The 26,165-nt window shown below is 35.0% G+C and carries 19 protein-coding genes; 10 read left to right on the forward strand and 9 right to left on the reverse strand.

The window, feature by feature from the left end:
- Positions 1-139: 139 nt before the first annotated feature.
- The gene (locus PL77_RS03155) at positions 140-634 is read right to left on the reverse strand and encodes a histidine phosphatase family protein (RefSeq protein WP_044201695.1); all 495 of its coding nucleotides are present in this window, start codon (positions 632-634) and stop codon (positions 140-142) included.
- A 237-nt stretch (positions 635-871) separates the two neighbouring features.
- Here PL77_RS03155 and PL77_RS03160 point away from each other — a divergent pair, with 237 nt between their 5' ends.
- From PL77_RS03160 to lpxB, 5 genes are all read left to right on the forward strand, one after another.
- Positions 872-2,032, forward strand: coding sequence for a PorV/PorQ family protein (locus PL77_RS03160; protein ID WP_371199137.1), 1,161 nt, complete (start codon positions 872-874; stop codon positions 2,030-2,032).
- A gap of 103 nt (positions 2,033-2,135) precedes the next feature.
- A complete protein-coding gene (locus PL77_RS03165) occupies positions 2,136-3,188 on the forward strand; it encodes a tetratricopeptide repeat protein (RefSeq protein ID WP_044201698.1) in 1,053 nt (350 codons plus the stop codon).
- An 11-nt stretch (positions 3,189-3,199) separates the two neighbouring features.
- The gene (locus PL77_RS03170; RefSeq protein WP_044201701.1) at positions 3,200-4,714 is read left to right on the forward strand and encodes a tetratricopeptide repeat protein; all 1,515 of its coding nucleotides are present in this window, start codon (positions 3,200-3,202) and stop codon (positions 4,712-4,714) included.
- Between the two features lie 234 nt (positions 4,715-4,948).
- Positions 4,949-5,368: a 6-carboxytetrahydropterin synthase gene (locus PL77_RS03175; protein WP_044201704.1), complete on the forward strand. Its 420-nt coding sequence runs from the start codon at positions 4,949-4,951 to the stop codon at positions 5,366-5,368.
- A gap of 99 nt (positions 5,369-5,467) precedes the next feature.
- Complete coding sequence (lpxB, locus tag PL77_RS03180) at positions 5,468-6,598, forward strand: lipid-A-disaccharide synthase (protein WP_044201707.1); 1,131 nt, start codon at positions 5,468-5,470, stop codon at positions 6,596-6,598.
- Positions 6,599-6,830: 232 nt separating this feature from the next.
- Here the strand turns inward: lpxB and PL77_RS03185 are convergent, their stop codons facing one another.
- The 5 genes from PL77_RS03185 to PL77_RS03205 form a co-directional block, all read right to left on the reverse strand.
- A complete protein-coding gene (locus PL77_RS03185; protein WP_082026379.1) occupies positions 6,831-7,610 on the reverse strand; it encodes a DUF4292 domain-containing protein in 780 nt (259 codons plus the stop codon).
- Positions 7,611-7,857: 247 nt separating this feature from the next.
- Positions 7,858-10,485 (reverse strand): valine--tRNA ligase, encoded by a 2,628-nt coding sequence (locus tag PL77_RS03190; RefSeq protein ID WP_044201713.1) that lies wholly within the window; start codon positions 10,483-10,485, stop codon positions 7,858-7,860.
- A 318-nt stretch (positions 10,486-10,803) separates the two neighbouring features.
- Positions 10,804-14,583 carry a caspase family protein gene (locus tag PL77_RS03195; protein WP_044201716.1) on the reverse strand — a complete coding sequence of 1,260 codons (3,780 nt, stop codon included), beginning with the start codon at positions 14,581-14,583 and terminating at the stop codon, positions 10,804-10,806.
- 202 nt (positions 14,584-14,785) lie between these two features.
- On the reverse strand, positions 14,786-15,391 hold the full coding sequence (locus tag PL77_RS03200; RefSeq protein ID WP_044201719.1) for a hypothetical protein: 606 nt from the start codon (positions 15,389-15,391) through the stop codon (positions 14,786-14,788).
- Between the two features lie 170 nt (positions 15,392-15,561).
- Complete coding sequence (locus tag PL77_RS03205) at positions 15,562-16,506, reverse strand: D-2-hydroxyacid dehydrogenase (protein WP_044201722.1); 945 nt, start codon at positions 16,504-16,506, stop codon at positions 15,562-15,564.
- Between the two features lie 68 nt (positions 16,507-16,574).
- On the opposite strand from PL77_RS03205, the gene PL77_RS03210 reads away from it, so the two are divergent.
- The 5 genes from PL77_RS03210 (at position 16,575) to PL77_RS03230 (ending at position 21,397) form a co-directional block, all read left to right on the forward strand.
- A complete protein-coding gene (locus tag PL77_RS03210; RefSeq protein WP_044201724.1) occupies positions 16,575-17,075 on the forward strand; it encodes a hypothetical protein in 501 nt (166 codons plus the stop codon).
- Between the two features lie 5 nt (positions 17,076-17,080).
- Complete coding sequence (locus PL77_RS03215; protein ID WP_044201726.1) at positions 17,081-17,491, forward strand: thiol-disulfide oxidoreductase DCC family protein; 411 nt, start codon at positions 17,081-17,083, stop codon at positions 17,489-17,491.
- A gap of 104 nt (positions 17,492-17,595) precedes the next feature.
- Positions 17,596-18,693 carry a leucine-rich repeat domain-containing protein gene (locus PL77_RS03220; protein ID WP_044201728.1) on the forward strand — a complete coding sequence of 366 codons (1,098 nt, stop codon included), beginning with the start codon at positions 17,596-17,598 and terminating at the stop codon, positions 18,691-18,693.
- Between the two features lie 149 nt (positions 18,694-18,842).
- Positions 18,843-20,729 (forward strand): amidophosphoribosyltransferase, encoded by a 1,887-nt coding sequence (locus PL77_RS03225; RefSeq protein ID WP_044201730.1) that lies wholly within the window; start codon positions 18,843-18,845, stop codon positions 20,727-20,729.
- 71 nt (positions 20,730-20,800) lie between these two features.
- Positions 20,801-21,397: a hypothetical protein gene (locus PL77_RS03230; protein ID WP_044201731.1), complete on the forward strand. Its 597-nt coding sequence runs from the start codon at positions 20,801-20,803 to the stop codon at positions 21,395-21,397.
- A gap of 119 nt (positions 21,398-21,516) precedes the next feature.
- Here PL77_RS03230 and yidC read toward each other — a convergent pair whose 3' ends face one another.
- The 3 genes from yidC to PL77_RS03245 all read right to left on the reverse strand — a co-directional run bounded on the left by yidC (position 21,517) and on the right by PL77_RS03245 (position 26,159).
- Positions 21,517-23,325, reverse strand: coding sequence for a membrane protein insertase YidC (gene yidC / locus PL77_RS03235; protein ID WP_044201734.1), 1,809 nt, complete (start codon positions 23,323-23,325; stop codon positions 21,517-21,519).
- A gap of 182 nt (positions 23,326-23,507) precedes the next feature.
- Positions 23,508-25,154: a CTP synthase gene (locus PL77_RS03240; RefSeq protein WP_044201735.1), complete on the reverse strand. Its 1,647-nt coding sequence runs from the start codon at positions 25,152-25,154 to the stop codon at positions 23,508-23,510.
- 87 nt (positions 25,155-25,241) lie between these two features.
- Entirely contained in the window at positions 25,242-26,159 is a 918-nt protein-coding gene (locus tag PL77_RS03245; RefSeq protein ID WP_082026381.1) for a DUF72 domain-containing protein, read from the reverse strand.
- Positions 26,160-26,165 lie beyond the last annotated feature (6 nt).

Consider the following 26,165-nt stretch of genomic DNA (forward strand, 5'->3'; position numbering starts at 1 on the left):
TTAATATTTATCGCAATGTAGTTGAGTGAACCTAAAAAAAAGGTGACAAAAGCAGGTGTTTACTTTACTTCTTACATTTATTATATTAATAATATTTATTGTACTATAAAAAATATACAATCGATGTGTATCAAAAAAATTAATTTTCTTCAATATTCTTTTTAGGGTATTCGTAAAACAACTCTTTACCTTTACCTAGGTTTTTCCAAGAGTTAGCATTCTCAAACTCAATAGCAACTACACCAGATGTTGGAATATTTTCGAGATAATCATCGGGTAAAAAATGATTTCTCAAATCTGTAATAGCCGGATTGTGAATGACCAACATAATATCCTGAATATGATCATCAAAGTCATTGATAATTTCTAGAATCTCATCATAAAATGCTTCATAAAAATCTTTCTCAAAATGCAACTTCTTACTCAGTGTTTCAGCAACTTTTTCAGCTGTCACTTTCGTTCTTTTAGCAGGAGAACTAATTATAAGCTCTGGTTTTATCGACTTTTCGAATAAAATCTCTGAGATTTTTACAATATCATTCTTCCCTCTGCTGTTTAAAGGACGGTCAAAATCAGAAATGATTGGATTTTTCCAACTTGACTTTCCATGACGCATTAATATTAACCTCTTCAATTTCTCTTAATCTTTATTTTATACTAAATTACTTCTGTTTTTTTTATAAAAAAACCCGATAGGCGTTATATTTGATATTGTTAAATAAGTTTAAGGACTTAAGTGAGTAATTATACTACAAAATCAATATTAGCAATAAGATAGGTTCAACAATTGAGTTGGTGTCATCTGATCACTCTACCAAGACCTTCAAGCAAATATTAATTTCTCAATTTTATTAAAACTTTATCTATTCAATTGGTTCAAATTCTTAAATACCTACTAGGTTCAATCCTCCTATTCACTTGCTGTATTACTGATCTATTTGCTCAAGTAGAGACTCCAAAATATGTCAATGAATATCTAGCCATTGGCGTTGGTGCAAAGGCCTTAGCTATGGGAAATTCCCAAACTGAATTGGTCGATGATGCAACATCAGGGTATTGGAACCCTGCTGGATTATTGAATATTGAAGACAAATATACAGTCTCGTTAATGCATGCTCAGTATTTTGCTGGAATTGCCAACTATGATTTTGTAGGATTTGCCACAAAAATTGACGACCGATCAGCCTTAGGTATTTCTGCCATTCGTTTTGGCGTTGATGACATACCCGACACCCGCTATTTATTTGATCAAGACGGAACACTTAATTGGGATAATGTTCAAAGTTTTTCGGCTTCTGATTATGCTTTCTTATTTTCTTATGCTAGAAAATTCCCTCAACTACCTAATATCCAATTTGGAGCAAATGCCAAAATCATTTATAGAAATGCTGGACAATTTGCTAATGCATGGGGCTTCGGTTTAGACTTTGGGTTTCAATGGGCAAAAGATAATTGGAAAATCGGAGTTACTGCTAAAGATATTACGGGTACCTATAATATCTGGACTTATAACCCTGCCACTTATTATGATGTATTTGCTTCAACTGGAAATACGATTCCTGACAATTCAATTGAAGCTGCTACTCCACGATTAATTATAGGATTAGCAAAACACTTCCCTTTGTGGAAACGAAGTCAATTGGAAGATGCTGAAGAACTAATGGGGTTACTTGTTTCCATAGGTACTGATCTTACTTTTGATGGACAAAGAAATACTGTTATTAGAAGTGAATTAATGAGTGTAGACCCGCATGCAGGACTTGAGCTTCATTATCAAAAAATGATTTTTCTTCGAGGCGGAATATCCCAATTTCAGTATATCAAGGAATTTGATGGCTCCGAAACACTAGAGTACCTCCCTAGTTTTGGAGCAGGTTTAGCCTTCAAAGGATTTACTGTTGACTATGCTCTCACGAATATTGGAGACATCTCAACAGCCTCTCTATATTCTCATATTTTCAGTTTAAAAGTAAATTTTGGGCATTCTATTAAGCGTACAGTAAATACTCCAAAAAGCGACAAATACTACTAAATCGTTAATATTCAGTCACATTAATTATTAAAATTTGGTAAATCTTGTGTTTATTTAGTAAAATTGCATTAGTGATGTTATTACTGCATTTTTTTTATTACTGATGAAATCTACTTACTTACTTATACTAATTACTATCAAATTTACTGTACTACATATTGGACTGAGTATAACAAACTGCATAGCTCAAGAATTTGACGCACCTAAAATTGAAATCTCTCAGGATAATAATTCCAACAGTAACAAATGTAAATCTCTTTTTGAGGTCAATAATACCTTACAGAAAGATCCACTGAATTCTAATGCCTTATTTTTAAGGGGTAAGATAAAAATTGAGATGGGTGCTTTTAAAGGTGCTCAAACAGACTTGACTCTTGCTTTAAGAGATTACAGATCCAAAAATCGTATAGAAATTTATTACCTTAGAGGGCTATCCTACTACATGGAAAATGACTTTCTAAATGCTATTTCCGATTTTGATAGCGTAATTTTTATTCAACCTCATCATATAGACGCACTCTGGAAAAAGGCCCAATCCTATTATTTTTTAGGAGCTAATGAAGAAGCTATATCGCTATTAGATAACATCACCAGAATCAACCCTGACAATCCAATTACATGGCATGATTTGGGAGCGTTGTATTATAAGAACGAAATGCTTGACAAAGCAAAAGACTGCTTTACTAAATCATTAATACTTAATCCTCAATTATCCATCTCGTATAATCATAGAGGTATTATTTATGAAAACCAGAAGCAATATTCATTAGCTTTTGATGATTTCACTAGAGCAATTCAGTATGACAGTACCTATGTAGATGCATACAATAACAGAGGTTTGATTTATATGCATTTTGAAGATTACAGCCAAGCTGAAAGCGACTTTTCAGATGCAATATTACATAGTAAAGATACAGCCAAAGAAGCACTAAATAATAGAGCATTAGCAAGATGCATCCTTGGAAATTATGAAGAAAGCCTTGACGATATTAACGACCTTATCGATAACTTCCCTTTTTATTCGCAAGCCTATATTACAAGAGGCGATATCAAGGAATATATGCATGATGACAGCGGAGCTTGCTCTGATTGGCAAAAAGCTGCGGAACTCGGCAATTTGATTGGGATTCAATACACCCAATCTGCATGCCATTAAAAAACTAGACAATGAAGCATTTTTTTTTATTCATCTATTTTTTATTTCTAGTAAACTTTACCTGGTCTCAAGAAGTAACTAATGATAGCGTAACCTACACTGAAAATTTAGTCTCTCTTAATGACAATGATATGACCTTTGTGAAAAGGCTTATAGAATTAGGAGACAGTCTTTTCTTTGAACTAAAACAACCTGACGAAGCGTTCAAATACTACTTTGGTGGATATGATTATTTGGTCAACGACGCTGAACTCAACTTAAAGATTGGACAATGTTATTTAGCATCTGTCACTGAAGAAAAATCGCTTGCCATACCCTACTTTTTAAAAGCCTTAGCACTTAATCATGGGCTAAAAGATCCTGAATTATATTATAATTTAGGACAAGCCTACCATTATGATGGGCAATGGGATAAAGCTTTAACCTACTATAAGAAGGCAAAGCTAAATATGAAAAATAGCGAAATGCGTAAAGTCAATAAAAGAATTGAAGAGGTCATTTATGGAAAAAAAGCTTATGCTAATCCACAAAAAAATATAATTGTAAGGAATTTAGGTCCACAAGTAAACTCTAAATATTCAGATTTTTGCCCACTCATTGACGCAGCAGAAAGGGACCTTTATTTTACAAGTAGAAGACATGAATTCAGGTCCGACAATCCTGATATAAGAACACACCTGTATGAAAGCATCTATTTTAGCCAAAGAAAGGATTTCAAAAATTGGACGACGCCCTACCCTTCAGGACATCCATTAAATGACGATGGACATACTGCTACAGTTTCTATTTCAATGGATGGAAGTGAAATGATTCTCTACAGAGAAGGCCACCTATGGATTTCTTATAAAGAAGATACTTCTTGGTCAAAACCAAAAAAACTCCCCAATACGATCAACAGCGTCTATGTAGAAACTTCGGCCTGTTTAAATTATAGTATGGATACACTCTACTATGTCAGTAGTAACGAAGACCTCTCAATGGGTGGTTTAGATATTTTCATGTCTGTAAAAGGGCAAGATGGAAGATGGAAAAGAGGCAAAACGCTAGGACATGTGATTAATACAGAATATGACGAAGAAGGTGTGGCTTTATCGAGAGATGGAAATACGTTGTATTTTAGTTCCAGAGGACATGATTCCATGGGGGGATATGATGTTTTTAAATCTACGAAAGACTTTCAAGGAAACTGGAGTACACCTGTCAATTTGGGAGCTCCAATTAACTCTCCGCATGACGATGTCTATTTTATGATGAGAGCCAATGGAAGACACGCCTATTATTCTTCCTCAAGAAAAGGAGGGTATGGTGAAAAAGACATCTACAGAATCACAATCATAGACCATAAGAAAGAATTTTCTCTTGCAAAAAAAGATATTGACTTTTTACTCTTAAACAAAGATTCTATTAATACTAGACATACACCAAGTGATATTGATCATCTGAAAGAAGTTAGAGAAACAGCATTAAATGCAACTGTAGATATGCTGAAAACTTTATTCCAAGTTTCAACTTCTCAAATAGAATAAACCAAAAATTTAAAAGTTTTGGGTTATCTGTAATAAGTAAAATTTGGTCATACTTTTAATTTCACACCATTCGATTATTACATATTCAACCCATCATTTCATTCAAAATTAGTTAAACAAAAAATTTCAGCTCCACAATTACCATTATAGTAGCACTTAATAAAGAATTATTTTGAAGTAAAAAGTGGTGTGTAAACATGAAGTTGTTATTTTTGCACTTCAAATTGAAACATTATGATTTACATCAATAGAAGAGAGTTCTTTAATGCAGCTCACAAGTTGTACAATCCCAAGTGGACAAAAGAACAAAATGAGGCGTTTTTTGGGCCTTGTGCAAACGAAAATTGGCACGGTCACAACTTCGAGATGCTTGTTACCGTAAAAGGTGAGCCTGATCCAGATACAGGATATGTAATGAATATGAAGGATTTAGGTAAAATCATGAAAGAAGAAATCATCGATAAAGTAGATCACAAAAACTTGAATATGGATGTAGACTTCTTGAAAGATAAAATGACAAGCTGCGAGACTTTAGCAATGGAATTTTGGAAGATCTTAGCTCCTAAAGTCAAAGATTTCGCTCCTAATGCTGAGCTTCATTGCATTGAATTGCATGAAACAAGAAAGAACTTTGTTCAGTATTATGGCGGATAATGCCGATTGCTACAATGATATTTTTGAAAGGATGCTTTAAATAAGCATCCTTTTTTTATTTTTGTTTAAATAAACATTTTTTCACCATACCACTTACCGATGAAATATTATTTGATTGCAGGAGAGAAATCAGGAGATTTACACGCGTCTAACTTAATGAAAGAGATACTTCAAAATGATCCGGAAGCTGAATTCCGTTTTTGGGGTGGTGAAGAGATGCAAAAAGTTGGAGGTGAACTAATTCATCATTATTCTGAAATCTCATTTATGGGATTTTTAGAGGTTGCCAAGAATTTGATGACCATCAGGAGATTTATGAATTATTGTAAGAAGGATATATTATGCTGGAAGCCTGATGTTGTAATCTTAGTCGACTTCTCTGGTTTTAATTTGAAAATTGCAAAATACGTTAAGCCTAGAGGTACAAAAGTCTTCTATTATATTTCTCCTAAAGTTTGGGCATGGAATCAAAGCAGAGCGAAAAGAATTAGAAATGTAGTGGATCGAATGTTTGTCATCATGCATTTCGAAAAGGCCTTCTACAAGAAGTATGATTACGATGTGGATTATGTAGGAAACCCTCTATTTGATGCCATTAGTCAATTCACCCCTTCCTCTACTTTCCTTGAAGATAATCAGTTGGATCCAAATAAGAAGATTATTGCAGTGCTTCCAGGTAGTAGACATCAGGAAGTGAGTTCTATTATGGATACTATGTTGACGATCATCCCCAAATATGACAGTAATAAATTCCAGTTTGTAGTTGCAGGAGTAGAACACCTTCCTTCTGAACTTTATGACGAAGCGAAGAAATTGGGTGTTAAATTGATCTTTAACCAAACTTATGACCTACTTACTCATGCAACATCAGCAGTTGTAACATCTGGTACAGCTACGCTAGAAACGGCTTTATTTGAGGTCCCTCAAGTAGTTTGCTATAGAACGAGTACAGTAACTTACAATATTGTAAAGGCATTGATTAAAGTTCGTTTTATTTCTTTGGTAAATTTAATTGCTGACAAGGAAGTAGTGAAAGAACTGATTCAAGGTGAATTTACTACTGAAAACCTTGAGAAAGAATTGGGTTATACTTTGAATGAGAAAAGAGAAAAAATCATTCAAGATTATAAAGAAATGAAAGAAATGATCAAAACGGAGGGAACTTCTAAAAAGGCGGCTTCTTTAATGTATAAATATTTAACTGAAGGTATTCCAGAGCAGAAGTTTTAATTTCAACTCTGATAATACTGAAATAAAAAACTCATACTTTCGCATTGAAAAGTATGAGTTTTTTTTATTAACCTATAAACTGGTTCAAGTCTTAAGCTGAAAGCGTGACTTGGACTTATATATGAAAAAAGTCTGTAGACTTTTAGATCTGCTAGGTATTTCTATAAATCTTCAGACTCATAGAAATAATGAGCACAAGTGGCGCTCCGCTGAACACTTGCACTAGTATAGATTATTGCTTTGTCTTAAAAGCCTCTTTCCCTCTCAATTTATACTTAGAAGGAATTTTAAAAGGCATCTTCTGAGCCTCAGCTTCCACTTCTATTTTAGAGAAATTCAATTCAACAGTGGTTTCCGGCATTACCTTATCTTGATTTCCTACTCCCACTTTTACTAAAGAATGAAAAGGTGCAGCTTGATCAGCTCCGTTGACAACAGGTTTAAAAGTATCGTAATCAATTGTCGCCACTTTCTTTTCCTTTTTCAACAGCACTGCTATTTTCTCTAATTTTTGAGAGGTTCTATTGACTGACGCAATTGATTCTAAACCTTTATCCTTTTTCGTTAAAAGAAAGTCTTCTTCTTCCATTTTCACTCTTGATTCCTCGAAAGTTGAAGGTAAATCACCTGTAAAAATGGACTGCAATAAATCGTAATCAATACGAGTTCCCAACAACAATTCTACATCATCATAGCTCAGTGCATACGCTTCTTTTTCCATTTTCAGTAGAGCAAATACACTATCTTTTGTTGCTAAGACTCTTAATCCTTCGATCTTTGCCACTCGCATTGACATCCACATCTGTTTGTCTTTTTCAATACGAGTATCAACAGCCAATTTGGTTTCCTTTCCTTTACTATTGAAGATTAATTTCCCTTTAGTAGAAAGGTAGGTATACTCTAAATTGCGTACATCTAGTTCTGAATTCTTATCACCTGAAGTGGTGGAGGTGTACTTAGGTTGACAACCAAACATTACCACGATTAGTGATAAGAGTAAATATTTTTTCATGATTAATTAATCCACTTTAAACTGACACTTTCAATATCGCAAGTGTTAAGCCGAAAGGCATCACTTGTGATAATATTTAAGCAAAGTCTCCTGATCTGAATGTAAATGTGTTTCGAAGTCAGGAGACTTCGCCAATATTTAGTTCCAAGTGACGCTAACGCTTAACACTTGAAACATTGTAATCTTTTCTATTCAAAAAAAGGCAACCGCACATGTACGATTGCCTTCTAATATAAGCATTATCTTCTTAGAGTTTTGCTAAAGCTTCTTCTAATGCTTTGATTTTACTCTCTGCATCTTCTTGCTTCTTCTTCTCTGTTGCAACTACTGCTTCAGGCGCGTTAGAAACAAAGCGCTCGTTCGATAATTTCTTTTGAACTGACGCTAAGAATCCTTTAGTGTATTCTAACTCTTTCGTTAACTTTTCTTTTTCAGCTTCTACATCAATTTGATCAGCCACGTCAATGAAACATTTGTCTGACTTGTATACAAACTGAGTAGCACCTTCTACTTCTGCATCTACCATTGTTAATGACTCAAGATTCGCCAACTTCGTAATGATACCACCGAAGCGATCGTAAACCGTTGTATCTTTCGCCAATACAGACATTGGAAGTGCCACTTTAGGACCAATTTGCTTTTGGTTACGTACATTTCTCACTTGAGAGATTACTTCAAAAGCATCAGAAGCTTGTGCTAATAATTCTGCATCGAAAGATTGTACTGTTGGGTACTCTGCCACTACACAAGCATCACCTTCTTCTCTATCTTTGATCGCATGCCAGATCTCTTCTGTTAAGAATGGCATGAATGGATGTAACAATCTTACGATTTTCTCAAAGAAGTTGATTGTTGCTTCTAAAGTAGCCTTGTCGATTGGAGAACCGTAAGCAGGCTTCACCATCTCTAGGTACCAAGAACAGAAATCATCCCATACCAATTTGTAAATTGACATCAATGAATCTGACAATCTATATTTCTCATAGTTTGCTTCTACGTCTTCCAATACTTGATTGAAACGAGATTCAAACCAATCGATAGCGATTTTATTAGCTTCAGGCTGTGCTTCTTCGCTTACCTCTAAACCTTTTACTAAACGTAAAGCGTTCCAGATTTTGTTGGCGAAGTTACGACCTTGCTCACATAATTTCTCATCAAACAACAAGTCATTACCTGCAGCTGCAGATAATAATAAACCAACACGTACACCATCTGCACCGTATTGCTTCATTAAGTCTAATGGATCAGGAGAGTTACCTAATGACTTCGACATTTTACGTCCTTGGTTGTCACGAACAAGACCTGTTAAATACACGTTCTTGAACGGTAATTCACCTTTCCACTCATAACCTGCGATAATCATACGTGCTACCCAGAAGAATAAGATATCAGGACCAGTTACCAAATCATCTGTTGGGTAGTAGTAGTTGATCTCCTCATTTTCAGGTTGAGTAATACCATCAAATACTGAGATTGGCCATAACCAAGAAGAGAACCAAGTATCCAATACATCTTCGTCTTGCGTCAATTGCTCTAAAGTGATTGAAGGATCTTTTTCTTGAGCTAAAGCTAATGCTTCTTCAGTAGTTTCTGCTACTACATATTCACCATTTGGAAGGTAGAAAGCTGGAATTTGCTGTCCCCACCATAACTGACGAGAGATACACCAATCTTTCACATTTTCCATCCAGTGACGGTATGTATTTTTGAACTTCGCAGGGTGTAATTGAATATTGTCATTCATTACGTTTTCTAAAGCAGGCTTTGCAATTTCTTTCATAGAAACGAACCACTGCGTAGAAATACGAGGCTCGATTACAGCACCTGTTCTTTCAGAAGTACCTACTTTGTTTTGAAGCTCTTCTACCTTCACTAAGTTACCTAGTTCTTCAAGGTCTTTTACGATCTCTTTACGAACTACGAAACGATCTTTACCGTCATATTTAGCACCTGCTTTTGCATTTAAAGTACCATCCTCTTCGATAATGTCAATCACCTCTAAGTTATGCTTTAAGCCTAACTCGTAGTCATTGATATCGTGAGCAGGAGTTACTTTCAAACAACCTGTACCAAATTCAATATCTACATAGTCATCACCAAATACAGGAACTTCTCTTTCTGTAGTAGGAATGATTACTTTTTGACCAATTAAATGTTTGAAACGCTCATCATTAGGGTTTACACAAACTCCGGCATCGGCAGGAATTGTTTCAGGACGAGTTGTAGCAATAGTTACAAACTCCCCTTCTTTACCAACGATAGGGTATTTCACATAATAAAGCTTCGAGTTTACCTCTTTGTGGATTACTTCCTCATCTGATAAAGCTGTTTTTCCTTGCGGATCCCAGTTCACCATACGAGCACCTCTGTATACCCATCCTTTTTTGTAAAGGTCAACGAAAACTTTGATTACGGCTTTAGAAAGCTCGTCTTCCATAGTGAAGCGAGTACGATCCCAATCACAAGAAGCACCTAACTTTTGTAATTGGTTTAGGATGATTCCACCGTATTTTTCTTTCCATTCAAAAGCATATTTCATGAACTCGTCACGAGAGATATCAGATTTGTTGATACCATGCTCTTCTTTCAACATCTTTACAACTTTAGCTTCTGTTGCAATAGATGCGTGGTCTGTACCAGGTACCCAACATGCTTCATAGCCTCTCATACGAGCACGTCTTACTAATACATCTTGAATAGTATTATTCAACATGTGGCCCATATGCAACACACCAGTGACGTTTGGTGGTGGTATGACGACAGTAAACGGCTTCTTTTCAGGATTTGGCTCCGAATGGAAGTATTTATTATCTAACCAGAATTGGTACCACTTGTCCTCTATGTTTTGAGGATTGTACTTTGACGCTAGCTCCATAGCTATGATTTAATAATTACAAAAACTAAAATTATAAAGTAAATCCACGGATACACCCATGAATTCAGATCTGCAAAGTTAAACAAAAAAGCAGTTTGAAATTAAGATTTGCGTATTAATAATTTAGAAAATAATGAACCACTAAAAGACAACACAATAAAGAGCTAGTTTTCAATATTTTACGAATATTAAATAAAAGTTTATTGTATCCTTCCATTTATTAAGTCTGTTCTTTTTTGATGTAAAAAAGACTTTCCATCTCAATGAAAAGTCTTTAATTATTTTATAATTTAGGATATTAGTCATGTATTTAAGTTACTAATCACAAGAAACACACCTCCCTGCCTCATCAAAGAAATCTGCAGCTCTATCACTGTCATTGGCATTATATCGGCAACAAGCTGTAGAACGGCCTGACCATCTGCCATTTGTAATTTTATCATATTTCAATGGCACAACTAATTTTCCTGATTTGGCATCAATACAACCCATTTTACCATTCAACTGAACTTTGATCAGACCACATTCTAGCTGTTCCATTAAGTCATACCTCTGCCCTCCCAATATCTGTCCGCTTGGTGAAGTAAATTGTTTTTTTCCTTCTTTGGTTGTACCTATTGTATATCCATCTTTCAAGACTTCAACACTAACAAACTCCAAAGGAATCACCGCACGTCCTGCATAGTCTATCAAACCTTGTGCTGTATTATTCGACACCAAATAAAATGCTCCTTTTTTCTTAACAGTATTATAGTTGTATAGCTTTTTAATACCTAAAGTTGGGTTTTTCACCACATAAGCATAATTGTAATCAGGCGCGATGCTCAATGCAGTTTGAATGTATGAAGCAGACTTTCTGTAATCCTTTCGACCAGTAAAATACAATCCATATTTATAATCAAACCAAGGTGTATCGGGCAACATATCTTTACCCATCAGGTATAATTCTTTCAACTCTTCTTCTTTATTCAGCTCCACATAAGTATTCCACAAGAGTTTGTAGTTTTCTAATTTGTACGGGTTCTTCAATAGAGCCGCCTTTGAACTACTTGCTAATGTCTCTAGGTCTTTTTGTGAATAAGCTACATAACCTAAGAAAACATCTAAATCCGAGAACCTTCCTCTTTTTTGAGTGTATTTTACCGTATAGCTTTTAGCAGAAGAAACGTCGTTTTCAATTTGGATAGCATACTGTGCTTTATACCTTAAAGCAGTCGCATTGAATGGATCTAATACTAAGGCTTCATCCAAGAAGGAATTGACATCTTTACTCGATTTTTTGAATACAAAATCATAATCGGTATATAATTTACCAAGCTGAGCTTTTAAAACTGGGGACGTTGGGTATATATTCATTCCATCCAATAATGATTTCTCTGCCAATCTTAGCTTATCTTCAGTTTGTGTTTGTCTATCGTAAATTTTTGTCCAAAATTTTGATTGAACTAGATACCCTTTTTCAGAAATCACTGATAAATTAGCACTTTGATTGACCATAGCAAGAGCATCCTTTAATTGCCCTAAAGATAAAAGTACTTCTAATTTTGTTTCCCAAACCCCTGGGTCACTGGAATCAATTTCTTCCATTTTTTTCACCAATTCCCAAGCTTTTTGATAATAACCCATCTTGATAAAAATATTGGCTTTCCCATAATATCCTTTTAGTCCATTAGGAGTGATTTTTATGATTTCTTCGTTTTTATTTAGTGCCTCTTTATAATTTTCTTCTTTAAGATAAGTATTGACCATTGTCTTTTTGGGCTCAGTCCAAGTAGGTTTCATTTTCTCAGCAATAGCCACGGTCTCTTTGGTTTTCTCCAGCTTCATTAATTTCTGATTGATCAAAGCAATTCCGTTGTATGGATAGGCTGCATCAGGAGTCACTTTTAGAATTTTCTTTAAGTAAGAAATAGCTAAAGGAAAGTCTTTTATATTATTCTCAACGATAATCAAATAAGCCTGTAAAAACCATCTTCTTAAATTGACCATTTCCACTAATTCTGTATCACCTCTATAAAGCTTGGTTGCATAATTCAATTCGTAGATGGCTTCTTTAATTTCAATGGCTGAAGGTGTGACACTTTTCCCCAAGACAAAAGGAGTCATGATCTTTTGCGCTTTGTATTGTAAAGCTACCGCCAAAGTATTCTTGGCATCGTTTCTTTCTCTATTACTTATAGAATTGTCTTTTTGAATTTTATCATACCACTCACTCGCAAATGGAATGGGTACTTTTACGTTTGCATTTACAATGGATGATGTACTTACAGAGGCTAATATTTTTGAATTACTACTCCATTTAAAATTCTTTCCCATTGGGTGTTTACTTGCTGGCGTGATTGTATTTTCAACCACATTGATAAAAAATAAATTGGAGTTTTCACTCAGAACCAACAAGTAATTATCATTGAGTTTGGTGATTTTATTTGGCTTTTCACTATTTGGAAGTCGGTAATCTTTTAGCGCTTTTCCATTTGATGTATGAATGGAACGAATAGTAGCATAGTTTAATCCCAAAAGTAGATTTCCATTATTCATAAAAAACATCTTTTGGCTGTTGGAAGGAGATAATTTTGAAGATGAAATTAATGAGAAATCAGCATTCAAAATCGAAATTTCTCCCTTCTCATTACGCAATGCAATTCGATCACTCGGGTCTGTCAGTGCGATACCTGTTACACTTCCTTTTATTCTAAACTCCTTTTTTGGGTTTTGAGATAAAGAAAAAGAATAAATATTGCCTTTAGCATCACCCGTAAAGGCTTTTCCATTAGAAGAAAGTTGTAAAGATGTGATATCTGATTTATGATACTTTTCTGATTTTACCTTTTCTTTTCCTTTATAAAAATTTACAGAATTATTTTTATCAGAATAGACAAAAATATCCCTTTCATAACCTACCAATTTAGGATAATTAGAAATTGAAAATGTGCTCTTATTTTTTGTATCATTATCAAAAACCTCTACTGTTTTTCCATTTTTAACCACAAGCACCTTTTCATAAGAAACAGCAACATGAGAAACTTGCCCCAATTGAACTCCCTTTAAAAATTTCAGATCTACTTGTTCTGTATAAGGCAGGTATTTCGGATGAAGGATTCTATCGGCCTCAATTGCTTCATAAAAGGATTTCATCAATGGAGATGCTGTACTTTCAAGCTCATTTTCATTCCCTCTTGAAGCTACAGTCCCAGACAGTAAGTTGTAATTATCCTGTTTTACAAGGTCGAGTAGTTGATCATCAACTTTCATTAAAACATCACCTGAGTTACCCTTATATTGAGGCATTTGCTTAAAATCAGTATCCATACTCACTTTACCACTCAAATACACTCCTAACTCACCGTGCAATATCTTTTTATCTCCACTTTGATCTGCTTCTCCCATCAAACCCCTTAAAAAATAATAGGTAAATGCTCCATGACCTCCTCCCCACTGAGACCCTTCCTGCGACAGTTGATTAGGTCCACATGAAACATATTTGTAAGTATTATTCCAATCCTGCATTAATGCATTGATGGTTGCATTCGTATTATCTGTTTTTGTAATATGTCCTGATCTACAAGCATCTGTAATCAGTAAAACTTTAAATCCCTTGTTGGATGTATTGGAACTGATTTTTTTCTGAAGTCTATCAATTTCTATTGCTCCTTCAATTCCCCAATCATGACCTCCTTCCTCTGGAGCCACAGCATCATTTGTAATTAAATAAGCTTCTCCATCATTATCTACATCTCCATGTCCTGCAAAGTAGATAATCACTAAATCATCTTTTTCTGCTGTTCCAAAGATCTGTCTTAGCTTATTTTTAACATTAAGAGAAAATGCTTGATCATTCGTCAAGAGGTGGATATTCTCTTCTTCAATGGAAGTATGTTGCCTTAAAAACTCTGCAAAAGCCAATGCATCATTATCAGCAAATCTCAATTGAGATTGTTTGGGATAATTGGCGTATTCTGAGACTCCAATAATTAATGCCTTTATGGAATTATGTACATTCTTTCCATCTTGAAGTACTAAACCTCTCGTATTTGTTTCCTGACAGAAAGCTGTAATTGAGAATATAAGTAAGAGTAAGTTAAGGAAATAAGTTTTCACTGTATGGTAGTTTGATATGATACAAAAATATCTTCTACTAATATGGAGAATTATCAGTAGTAGGGCAAAATAAAACAACTAATTCTGAAACTACCCTAACCCACATGAAGAATAAACACCCCAATAGATAGTAAACAAAAAGTCACCTCTTTTACCTAATTCGATACATAGAGGTGACTTCAATTTTTAATATCAGACAGAATTACAACGATTTTGCCTGGTTATATTCTACAATTAAAGGAAAAACTGACTCTAGTTTAATTTCCTTTAAGTTGTTTAACTTTTCAATAATTTCAGGGTTTCCAGCCAAATACTTTGCTACTTGAGCTTTTAGTTTAGCTCCGCTTCGTTTAAGCTTTACTCCTTTAGTATCACCCGTTGAAATATAATAGGTATTGGTAGAAATAAACCCATCGATAGAAAAACCTCCGATCCCTATTGGTGTACTTGCATTCATGCCATATTCATAAACCTCAACTGAACCTGTGATGTAAGATGGGATCAATGCATTAAACTTATTTACCGCTGCAGGGTGTTGCACTTTGCATTGCTTCCATTTCTGACCATCTTCTCCTACAATCTTCTTCACATAATTAGAAGATAGCTTTTCAGGTTTGTCTTGAGACAAGTCACTCTTGAAATAAATCCTATGGCTATTGCCTCTCACTCTATTGGATACATCAAAAAATCCTTTTTTTACTCCTGTTGTAGTGTAAACTTCACCTGGTTTGTAGTTTCTATCACTTTGAGCAAACGTTGCAGTCACTACACCTAATAATAAGGTGATTAAAAAAAATACGTTTTTCATAAAATTAAAAAATTAGTCATTAAATATATTAACACCATTTCAGACCAACATACCGTCGATCTTATAGTTTGCGATTTTAAATTTAGGTTTAACAGATAAGGAATCATTATTTAAGCCTGAATAAATTATTTCAGTTTAAAAAATGAACGATTGAAGGTTGTGTAAATACATTATTTACACATTACTCCTTCTACATTGTCAAAAGTAATACTCAAAAGTTTTGCTCTTGCTTCTTTACTAGCCCAAGCGATATGAGGCGAGAGGATTAACTTCTCTTTTTTCTTCACATTCATCAATGGACTATCTGATGGTGTAGGTTCTGAGATAAAAACATCTACTGCTGCTCCGGCAATTTTATCTTGATCAATGGCCTCTGCCAATGCCTTTTCATCTACAATTCCACCTCGACCAACATTTATTAGAATTGCATTTTCTTTCATCATTTCTAATTCATTAGTTGAGATCGCATTCGTCGTTTTCTCATTAAGAGGAGCATGAATTGAAACAACGTCAGCTCTTTTATAAAAATCATCATGATTTACTAATTCAAAACGCTCATCTCTTACTTCCCCTGAAGTGGAATAATAAATAACTTTGGCACCAAAAGCTGTTGCAATTTCTGCTACTCTTCTTCCAATATTTCCCATTCCGAAAATACCGTACGTTTTACCATTCAACTCATGAAAACTTTGGCCAATCCATGTGAAAGAATCTGATTGAGAGTAACTCCCACTTATAACAAATTCATCATATTCCTGTATGTGGTTTGTAAGGGATAATAACATCGCAAATGTTTGTTGAGCAACACTTTCTGAGGAATAATTTACTGCATTTTTCACTTGTATACCCAACTCTTTTGCAGCCTCTAAATCTACATTGTTCGTACCCGTAGCGGTAATGCTAATCAATTTGAGCTGAGGATTTTCTTTCATCATGTCAGCATTGATTACCACTTTGTTCGTTACGATCACATCTACACCTTGAATTCTTTCTTTCGTTTGTTCAGGTTTAGTTGCATCATAAAAAATCACCTCTCCAAGTGTATTGAATTTATCCAATACAGATTGCATGTCATCACCTAACGTAGCGGTGTCTAAAAAAACTATTTTTCCCATTTTTACTATATGTTTTCTACCTTGCGAAAAAATGCAAGAATTGTTCATAATCTCATAAAAATAAGAAAATGAAAGTTACTACTTGGAGAAAAATCCCATCAATTTGGAAAGAAATAATAGTATTAAGTATCAAAATACATGAAGAAAATTCTGATACTGAAAAAGTTATCTCATTATTAGAAGAGCATAAAGATGTATCTACTGTTTATGAATTATTGTTTGGAGAGAAAATAGTCATCGAAGACTGGCCTAATTTTACATTTTTCAACCGACTTTCTCCACTAGAAAATATATATTGTGCTTATCTTCCTATTGATGATATAGACCCTATCATGTATTTCCCGTTGACTAGAAAGATTCACGCTGAAGGCACGCCTATTATGGCATTAGAAGCATTGATGTTAACTTCAAGATTAGAAGAACTGTACATTGATAATACATTTGTAGATGACATTACAGAAATAATTGACCTTCCTTTAAAAATATTGAGCATAAAAGGGTGCGGTATAGAACAAACTCAACTGCAAACCGTTTTATTAAGAAACCCATCTTGTACAATTATCGATTAATATAAATGGATAAATCACCTAAAATAGTATTATTTGACGGCATCTGTAATTTATGTGACAAGAGTGTTCAGTTCATCATCAAAAGAGATAAAAAAGAAGTATTTAGTTTTGCCTCATTACAGTCTCCAGAAGGTATTGCATTACTCAATAAACACCACTTACCTCAAGACTATACTGACAGTATTGTATTGATTGATGGCGAGAGTGCTTTCAAAAAAGCAGAAGCAGCATTAATTATTGCATCACATTTAAGCTTTCCTTGGTATTTATTTAAGATTGGAAAGTATTTACCTCACTGGTTTACGAACTTTTGGTACGATCTTATAGCGAAGTATAGGTACTCTTTTTTTGGAAAGAAAGAGGATCAGTGTGACCTTATTCATCAAAAAAGAAGATATACCACCACAGAATTGTAAGCGAAGCACAATATGAATACAATATGAACGTATTAAAATTGAAGGCTTAATAGTTTTATGCTTCCTTGAATAACGAAATTGAACATTTTTCAATAATGAAAATAATGACTTTAAAAAAGAACCTTCTCTTTTTTCTAATACTTTTTACATCCTCTACTTTATCATTTGCTCAGGAAGAGTTAACAATGGAATGGTGGAATGGTTTGGATAAATATTGGAAAGGGATTTTCATGTCGCAGATTATGTGGCAAGAAGACGAAATGAACAAAGAAGGACTACTTAGGATTCAGAACTTGACAGCAATTAATGCATCTGGTTATGATGATTATGGTGATGAAAGAATTGTCACAAAACTAGATCCTATTGCATCGCTAACGCTCCTTGAAGATATTGACATTTCCTACACAAGAGTGAAAGATTTAACTCCACTCATGGAAATGCATCATTTGAAAAGGTTAAACTTGGCCTATACAAGAGTCGATGACCTCACTCCTTTGGATCACTCTACCACTATACACGAAATTTTCTTATCTGGAACAAGAGTCAAAACATTAGCACCATTAGCAAATATTCCTCTTGTCACGCTTGATCTTTTCCAGAACAAAGCTTTTGAGGATTGGACGTCGCTATCTGTTTTTAAAGAACTAACATCACTATCTTTAGACGAAACAAGAGTAACCGATTTAACCTTTATCAGTACATTAAAAAATTTAAAAGAGCTCAAGCTATCTTATACAGCAGTTGAGGATCTAACACCCATCAAAAAAATAAAAGGTCTTACGTTACTTCAGATACAGAAAACTAAAGTAACTACCCTTGATCCCATCAAGAACCTTAAAAAATTGGAGCACTTAAATATTAGCAATTCTGAAATTGAAAATATTGATGCATTAAAGAAAATGAAACAATTGCATACGTTTTACTTTTCAGATAGTAAAGTTAATGATATTGCAGTGCTGGCAAGAACAGTGGGTCTAAACGAACTGACATTTTCTAATACTCCTGTAACCGATTTGAGTCCTTTGGTTGAATTACCTGAATTAAGTATTTTGATCATCACGGGTTCACAAGTCAATGATGTAAAACCTATGGAAAAGGTAAAACCGCTTACAATAATGTACTTTAGAGACTCCCAAGTAAGCCCTGAAAATGTGGAAGCCTTCAAACAGGCACGACCAGAAGTAGAAACTGATTTCTTTTAAAATAAATCAAACACTTGTAAAAGAATTGAAATTAAAAGTCTTATTTCATCTTTATATCACATATCCTTAATATTTTATTGATGGTAATTTGGTAATAGATAGAAATAAGACTTTTTTTGCAGTGGATTTAATTTAACCTCTATACTCCAGTGAGTGAAGTCATAAAACACGAGTGTGGCATTGCAATGCTACGACTTAGGAAGCCGCTGTCTTATTTCATTGAGAAATATGGCACTCCTACATATGCGATCAGCAAGATGTACCTTTTGATGGAAAAGCAGCGCAACCGTGGTCAAGATGGTGCCGGAATAGCGAGTATCAAACTCAATATGAAGCCAGGTAATCCATTTATTGACAGAGCTCGGTCGATTGAAGCTGATCCTATCAATGACATCTTTAAGAAGGTAGGAAAGAAACTGAACAAGATAAGCAAAGACACTTCAAAATATCTTGATGCAGATTATTTAAGAGAAAACATTCCTTACATGGGCGATGTTTACATGGGGCACCTACGCTATGGTACTCATGGTAAAAACACTATCGGACATTGCCACCCTTTCATGCGTAATAACAACTGGAGAAGCAGACAGCTGATTATGGCTGGAAACTTCAACATGACCAATGTGGACGAATTGTTCGACAAGTTGGTGACTTTAGGGCAACACCCTAAGGAAAATGTTGATACGGTGACTGTAATGGAAAAAATTGGTCATTTTCTTGACATTGAAGTCCAAGATTTATTCCAATTGTACAAAGAGCAAGGTCTAGACAATATTGCCATTTCTGAGCGTATTGAAAAAGAACTTGACCTTTCAAAGGTACTTTCTCGTTCTTGTAAAGATTTCGATGGCGGTTACGCTATTATGGGTCTTACAGGACATGGTGCTGGTTTTGTTGCAAGAGATGTGAACGGTATTCGTCCAGCATATTACTATGCAGATGACGAAATCATCGTTGTTGCTTCAGAAAAAACAGCCATCAAAACAGCCTTCAATGCTGAATATGATAAGATTCAGGAAATTGGTCCTGGTAATGCTCTTATCATTGACAAAGACGCCAACTTCAAGGAAGTGGAATATCTAACACCTAAAGAAAAACTTTCGTGTAGCTTTGAAAGAATCTACTTCTCAAGAGGTACTGATCCTGCCATCTATAGCGAAAGAAAGAAACTGGGTGAGTTGCTTGTTCCAAAAGTACTTGAATCATTAAACTATGATCTTGAAAATACAGTGTTCTCTTACATTCCGAATACAGCAGAGACTGCATTTTTGGGTATGATGGCTGGTATTGACAAGTACTTAGTGAAAAAACGTCTTGAAGCAGTAGAAAATGGCGTTTCTGGAGAAGAACTAGAACAATTAATGACTTTCAGACCTCGTCAGGAAAAATTAGTAATCAAAGACGTAAAAGCTCGTACTTTTATTGCTGATGATACGATGAGAGACGACATGGTTGCACACGTATATGATACAACGTACGAGGTAATCAAAAAGAAAGTGGATACGCTTGTGGTATTGGATGATTCAATCGTCCGTGGTACTACACTTGAAAAGTCTATCATTAATATGTTAGACCGTTTAGAGCCAAAACGTATCATCGTTGTTTCTTCTGCACCTCAAATCAGATACCCTGACTGTTATGGTATCAATATGTCTAAAATGAAGGAATTCGTTGCTTTCAGAGCAATGGTGAACTTAATGAAAAAGACAGGCAAAGAGGATATATTGGATGAAGTTTACTATCGTTCAAAATCTATTTTGCGTGCTGAGGACTTTGATGTAAATCATGTACAATCGCTTTATAATAACTTTACAGATGATGAAATCAGCGAGGAAATTGCAAACATCATCAAGTTAGATCATATTAAGGCAGACGTGGAGGTGATTTACCAATCTGTTGAAAACTTAAACGAAGCTTGTCCTAATCACCTTGGTGATTGGTACTTTACTGGAAACTTCCCTACGAAAGGAGGTATGAAAGTGGTACACAAAGCTTTTGTAAATTATATGGAAGGAAAAGAAGTTAGAGCTTACTAAGCAAAACTTTTCTTCTCAACAAAAGGCTAGGATTCTAAAGATCTTAGCCTTTTTGTTTTTAATTTTAAACTATGAAAGAAAGAATACTACTCCCCTCATCAAGATATATTTTAGGTTTTCAGAATAAAGAAGAAAGAATTATTCAAAGAGCCTACAACGACTTCTTTTATCCTATTTTTGAAGGAAAGGATATAGAGGATAAATATTTATTCCAGAGAGGATTCTGTAAGGCCTTGACTCATACGCTCTATGCAAATAGCTCTAATGAAGAGGAGTTTATTGATATCATCAAGAAACATTTCCCAGATAATCAAGAGGAGTTTGATATTGAAGAAGTGGAAATTAAATTCCGAGATGAGGACTTACTTTTACTTCAACTCCATTTTAATCAAAAACTCTCTGATGAATCTATCGCTGCTCGTACTGAGATGAGTATTGAGGATGCCAAAGGGAGAATCGATAAACTTCAGAGAATGTGGGGGCAGGATATGCCTTTGGAAGAGTATTTATTGCAGATTGAGCAAAGACAGTGGTTCAAAAGACTGACCAACAATCCTATTCCTTTACAGCCTAAAGGAAAGAAAAAAAGTAGCTCTTCTGTAAAAGTAGGGAAAATCAATAAAGTAGAGGAAACGATTTGGGAGAAGATAAAAGGATTCTTTTCATAACATTGATAATGAAGGCATTCCTATTTTTACCAAAAAATATTCCTATAAAGAAAATTGAAAGCATCAAAAAAGCCCATCAAAACTAAATTTGATGGGCTTTTCTTATCGCTAAAAGAGAATTATTTATTCTTCTTTTTATTTTCTTGTTGTGCCTTTTGTTGTTCTTTCATCGCTTTGTCTAAACGAGCTGTTAATCCGCCGGCTTTCTTATTGGCATTTTTCTTTTTATTCTCTTCCATAACGGCACGAATCTTCTCTTCGTTTACAAATTTCTTAGAAGCAATTTGTTGAACAATAGTGATACAGTTCGATACTAAGTAGTAGTACGTTAAACCAGCTGCGAAGCTGTTGAAGAAGAATAAGAAGAATACAGGTGAGATGTAAGATACCATCTGCATCTGAGGGTTTGACTGTACTTGTGACTGGTTTTGGAAGTAAGTGTAACCTAACATTGAAACCGCCCAAAGTAAAGTAAATAATGACACGTGATCGCCATATGCAGGAATGCTGAATGGTAAGTCTAAGATCGAGTCATACGTTGATAAATCATCTGCCCACAAGAACGACTGCCCTCTTAATTGTAATGCATTAGGGAAGAAGTTATAAAGTGCCACGAAGAAAGGCATCTGAGCCAGCATAGGAATACAACCCGACAATGGGTTCGCTCCTACCTTTCTGTAAAGGCTCATTGTTTCTTGCTGAATCTTCATTTGATCATCACCATACTTCTCTTTTAACTCGTCCATCTCTGGCTTCAACAAACGCATCTTCGCCATTGATTTGTATGAGTTGAAAGTAAGTGGGTAAAGTACCGACTTCACCAATACCACCATAATAAAGATGATCAATCCGTAACCTAACTCAAATTCTTCTAAGAATTCGAAGATTGGAATAAAGATGTATTTTGAAAGTGGAGTTGTCCAAGCCCACCCTAAGTACACGTTATCTTCAAAACCTGTTGTTACAGCCTCACAAACACGGTAATCGTTTGGACCGAAGTAATATCTAAGGTTTGCTGATTCAAGTGAGCTCAAAGGAATTTGGAAAGCAATATCAAAAGTCTTTACAATTTCAGTATTGTCTTCATTGTAATCAGAGATAAGGTTAGCTCTGTTAAACTGTTTATCTGTGATCAATGCAACGTTAAAGAACTTTTGTTTTGCAGATACCCACGCTAATGGTTCTTGAATTGCCTCCTCTTCTTTTGAAGTGGAAGTCATTGACAAGTAATCAAAGTCGTCTTTCTTTGTGAAGTAGTTGACAGTAGTTTTCTGACGTGATGTTTTCATGTCCTTCTCTACTGCTTTCATATCTTGGTGCCACACATAAGAGATTTCTTGGCCTTGGATAAATGGTTGAGCACCTGAAAGGTCCAAATCATAATCCACCACATAAGTATCTTCATCTGCTAAAGAATAAGTTCTCTTAATCAGAACATTTCCTTCGGCTGTTTGTGCAATCATTTCTACTTTATCACCAGCAATAGAAACATTTGCAGTATAGTTTAATGTATTAATATCAATTACCCCATATTGTGTAGGTAATTTTTCTTCTACTTTGTAATGCGCAGGGTCAACTAAGTGTAAAGGTTTTTTGTCGTACGTTTGGTAAGTCTTTAACAATACATCTGTAACATTACCGCCCTTTGTATCAAAAGTGATCTTTACATTTTCATTTTCTATCGCTACTTCTTTGGATGTACCGTTCATTACACTACCGAACACACCAAATTTTTGCATTAATACTGAATCACTTTCAACTGCAGTTGTTTGAAAAGTTTGATTTTCTGTTTGTCCTTCCACTACATTGGCAGTAGACTCTTGCGTTTGAATAGGATCTTCCAAAGGCGTTTCCGGCTGGAAGAAAAACATATATCCTACTAATAGTGCGGATAACAACAGAAAACCTGTCGTTTGATTCTTATCCATTTTACTCTTATTAATTTACGATATCAATAAATATTATTGATTTTCTCGTTCTTTTTGTACTTAAAATGCGTGCAAAGTTACGAATTTTATTGTCTTAATCTTGAAAAAAGACAATAAAGAATTTAAAAAACGAAAGCCCATAGATAAAATTACCTATGGGCTATCTCATAAATTGATTGTAATTAAGCACTTACAATCTCTTCTTTGCTATCTTTCAAATCCTTCACTGCTTTCACGAATGAAACAAATAAAGGATGAGGGTTTTCTACTGTAGACTTATATTCTGGGTGGAATTGTGCACCCACATAATAAGGATGATCTGGAATCTCAACAATTTCTACCAAGCCTGATTTAGGGTTGATACCCGTAGCCACCATACCTGCTGCTTCATATTGTTCCAAATACTTGTTGTTAAACTCATATCTGTGTCTATGACGCTCAGAAATTTTAGAAGTTTTGTAAGCTTTTTGTGCTCTTGAACCTTCTTTCAATTCACAAGGGTAAGCACCTAAACGCATCGTTCCTCCCATTTGAGAAAGGTTTTTCTGATCCTCCATCAAGTCGATAACAGGTTCAGTAGTTGTCTCATCCATTTCAGATGAATTTGCACTCGATAAACCAACTTTATCTCTACCGAAAGCAATTACTGCTGACTGCATACCAAGACAGATTCCGAAGAAAGGAATTTTCTCTTCTCTTGCAATACTACAAGCGTTGATTTTTCCTTCCATACCTCTTTCTCCAAAACCTGGAGCAACAAGAACGCCATCTAAACTTGTTAAAATCCTCACAGCTTCTTCTCTATCTAGTAGTTCTTCCGCTTTGATGTATTCCAAGTCAACTTTTACTTCATTCACTGCACCAGCATGAACAAAACCTTCTACGATTGATTTGTAAGCATCTGGTAATTCAACATACTTACCGACCAAACCAACACGTAAAGTATCTTTTGGATTTTTTAATTTTTGAAGGAAGCTTAACCAATTATCAATATTTGGATCTTGGAAAGCCGGCAAACTTAATTTCATCAATACGATTTCATCAAGTTTTTCTTTTTGCATCAATAATGGCACATCATAGATTGTTGATGCATCACATGATTCAATTACTGCATTAAGGTCCACATTACAGAACGATGCGATCTTACGACGCATGTCCATTGGAATATGGTGCTCAGTACGACAAACCAAAATATTGGGTTGTACACCTGCTTCCAATAATTGTTTTACGGAGTGCTGTGTAGGCTTTGTTTTTAATTCACCCGCAGCTCTTAAATAAGGAACTAACGTAAGGTGAATTACCATAGATCTTGAAGCGCCAAGTTCTAATCTTGCCTGACGAACAGCTTCAATAAATGGCAAGGCCTCAATATCACCAACACAACCACCAATCTCTGTAATAACGATATCATACTCGCCATTTTCAGCTACTTTGTAGAAATTATTTTTAATTTCATCAGTGATGTGTGGAATTACTTGTACTGTTTTTCCTAAATATGCCCCTTCACGCTCTTTTGAGATAACATTGTGATAGATTCTACCCGTTGTTACATTATTCGCCTGAGAAGTAGGAACATTTAAGAAACGCTCATAGTGACCTAAATCTAAGTCTGTCTCAGCACCGTCATCCGTTACATAACACTCACCGTGCTCATAAGGGTTCATAGTACCTGGATCGACATTTAGATATGGATCAAATTTCTGAATGGTTACGGAATAGCCCCTTGCCTGTAATAGTTTGCCAAGAGACGCAGAAATGATTCCTTTTCCAAGGGATGATGTCACACCACCTGTGACAAAAATAAATTTTGTTTGTGTACGAGAAGACATACTTCGAAGATTTCACATTTTGTTTGTGCAAAGCTAAAGGAGTTCTTCTCAATTAGCAAATAAAGTATGTCAATGCTTGTAACTAGATCAAAAAAGTGATCGTTGTTCTGTCTTTTCTCTCAAAATTGGGTAAATAATATTCGGATCTAACGACTTTTTAACCTGACTTCCGATATAATGTCCTAACTCTGGACACAAAATATCTTCGGGTTGATGAGCAAAAAAATAGACTTCTTGTAAACCTTGTCGTTTGAAAGATTGAATTCTCTCCATCCAATCGTCTACCCTTGAAAAGTCAGTATTGTGCATTTCGTTACCCACAAACCTCACCATAATTGTTGGTGTTGTCACTCTCATGTGAAGTACATCTCTCCTACCTGCAACATCAGTAATAATCATTGCATATCCTTTTGCTGTCATAAGCGCTGAGAGTTCATCTAACTTCTGCTGATCATTAAACCATGAAGGGTGGCGGAGCTCTAAAGCTAACTTCATATCTTCAGGAAAAGCTTCAATAAATCGGAAAAGTGGAAGTGCTTCTTCTACTGTGAAATCAGGAGGCATTTGTAACCACGTATAACCCAGTTTGTCCTCAAAGAGTCTCATCTGATCTGTAAACTCATAAATATCATTTTTACAGTTCATCAATCTCTTTTTGTGGCTTACGGATTGTAAGAATTTCGGGTTGAACTTGAAGGAATCATGTACAGTAGACTTCCATTTCACTAGCGTTTCTGATTTTGGAATACCATAATGCGTTGAATTCAACTCAATGGTATCAAAATGCTGACTGTAATAATGTAAAAAAGTATTAGGTTGTGCTTTATCAGGATAAATTTTCCCTTTCCACTCAGCACAAGACCAAGCAGGAGCACCTATTCTAAATTGAAATGCATTGATAAAATTTGGATGATTTCTCAACATCATTTTAGAATAATGATCTTGTGCTGGAAGTTGAAAATTAACTCCCGAAATATCTTTTAATCGTCCAAAATCCATACACATATTCTT

Source organism: Flammeovirga sp. OC4 (assembly GCF_000812565.1).
GTDB lineage: Bacteria > Bacteroidota > Bacteroidia > Cytophagales > Flammeovirgaceae > Flammeovirga.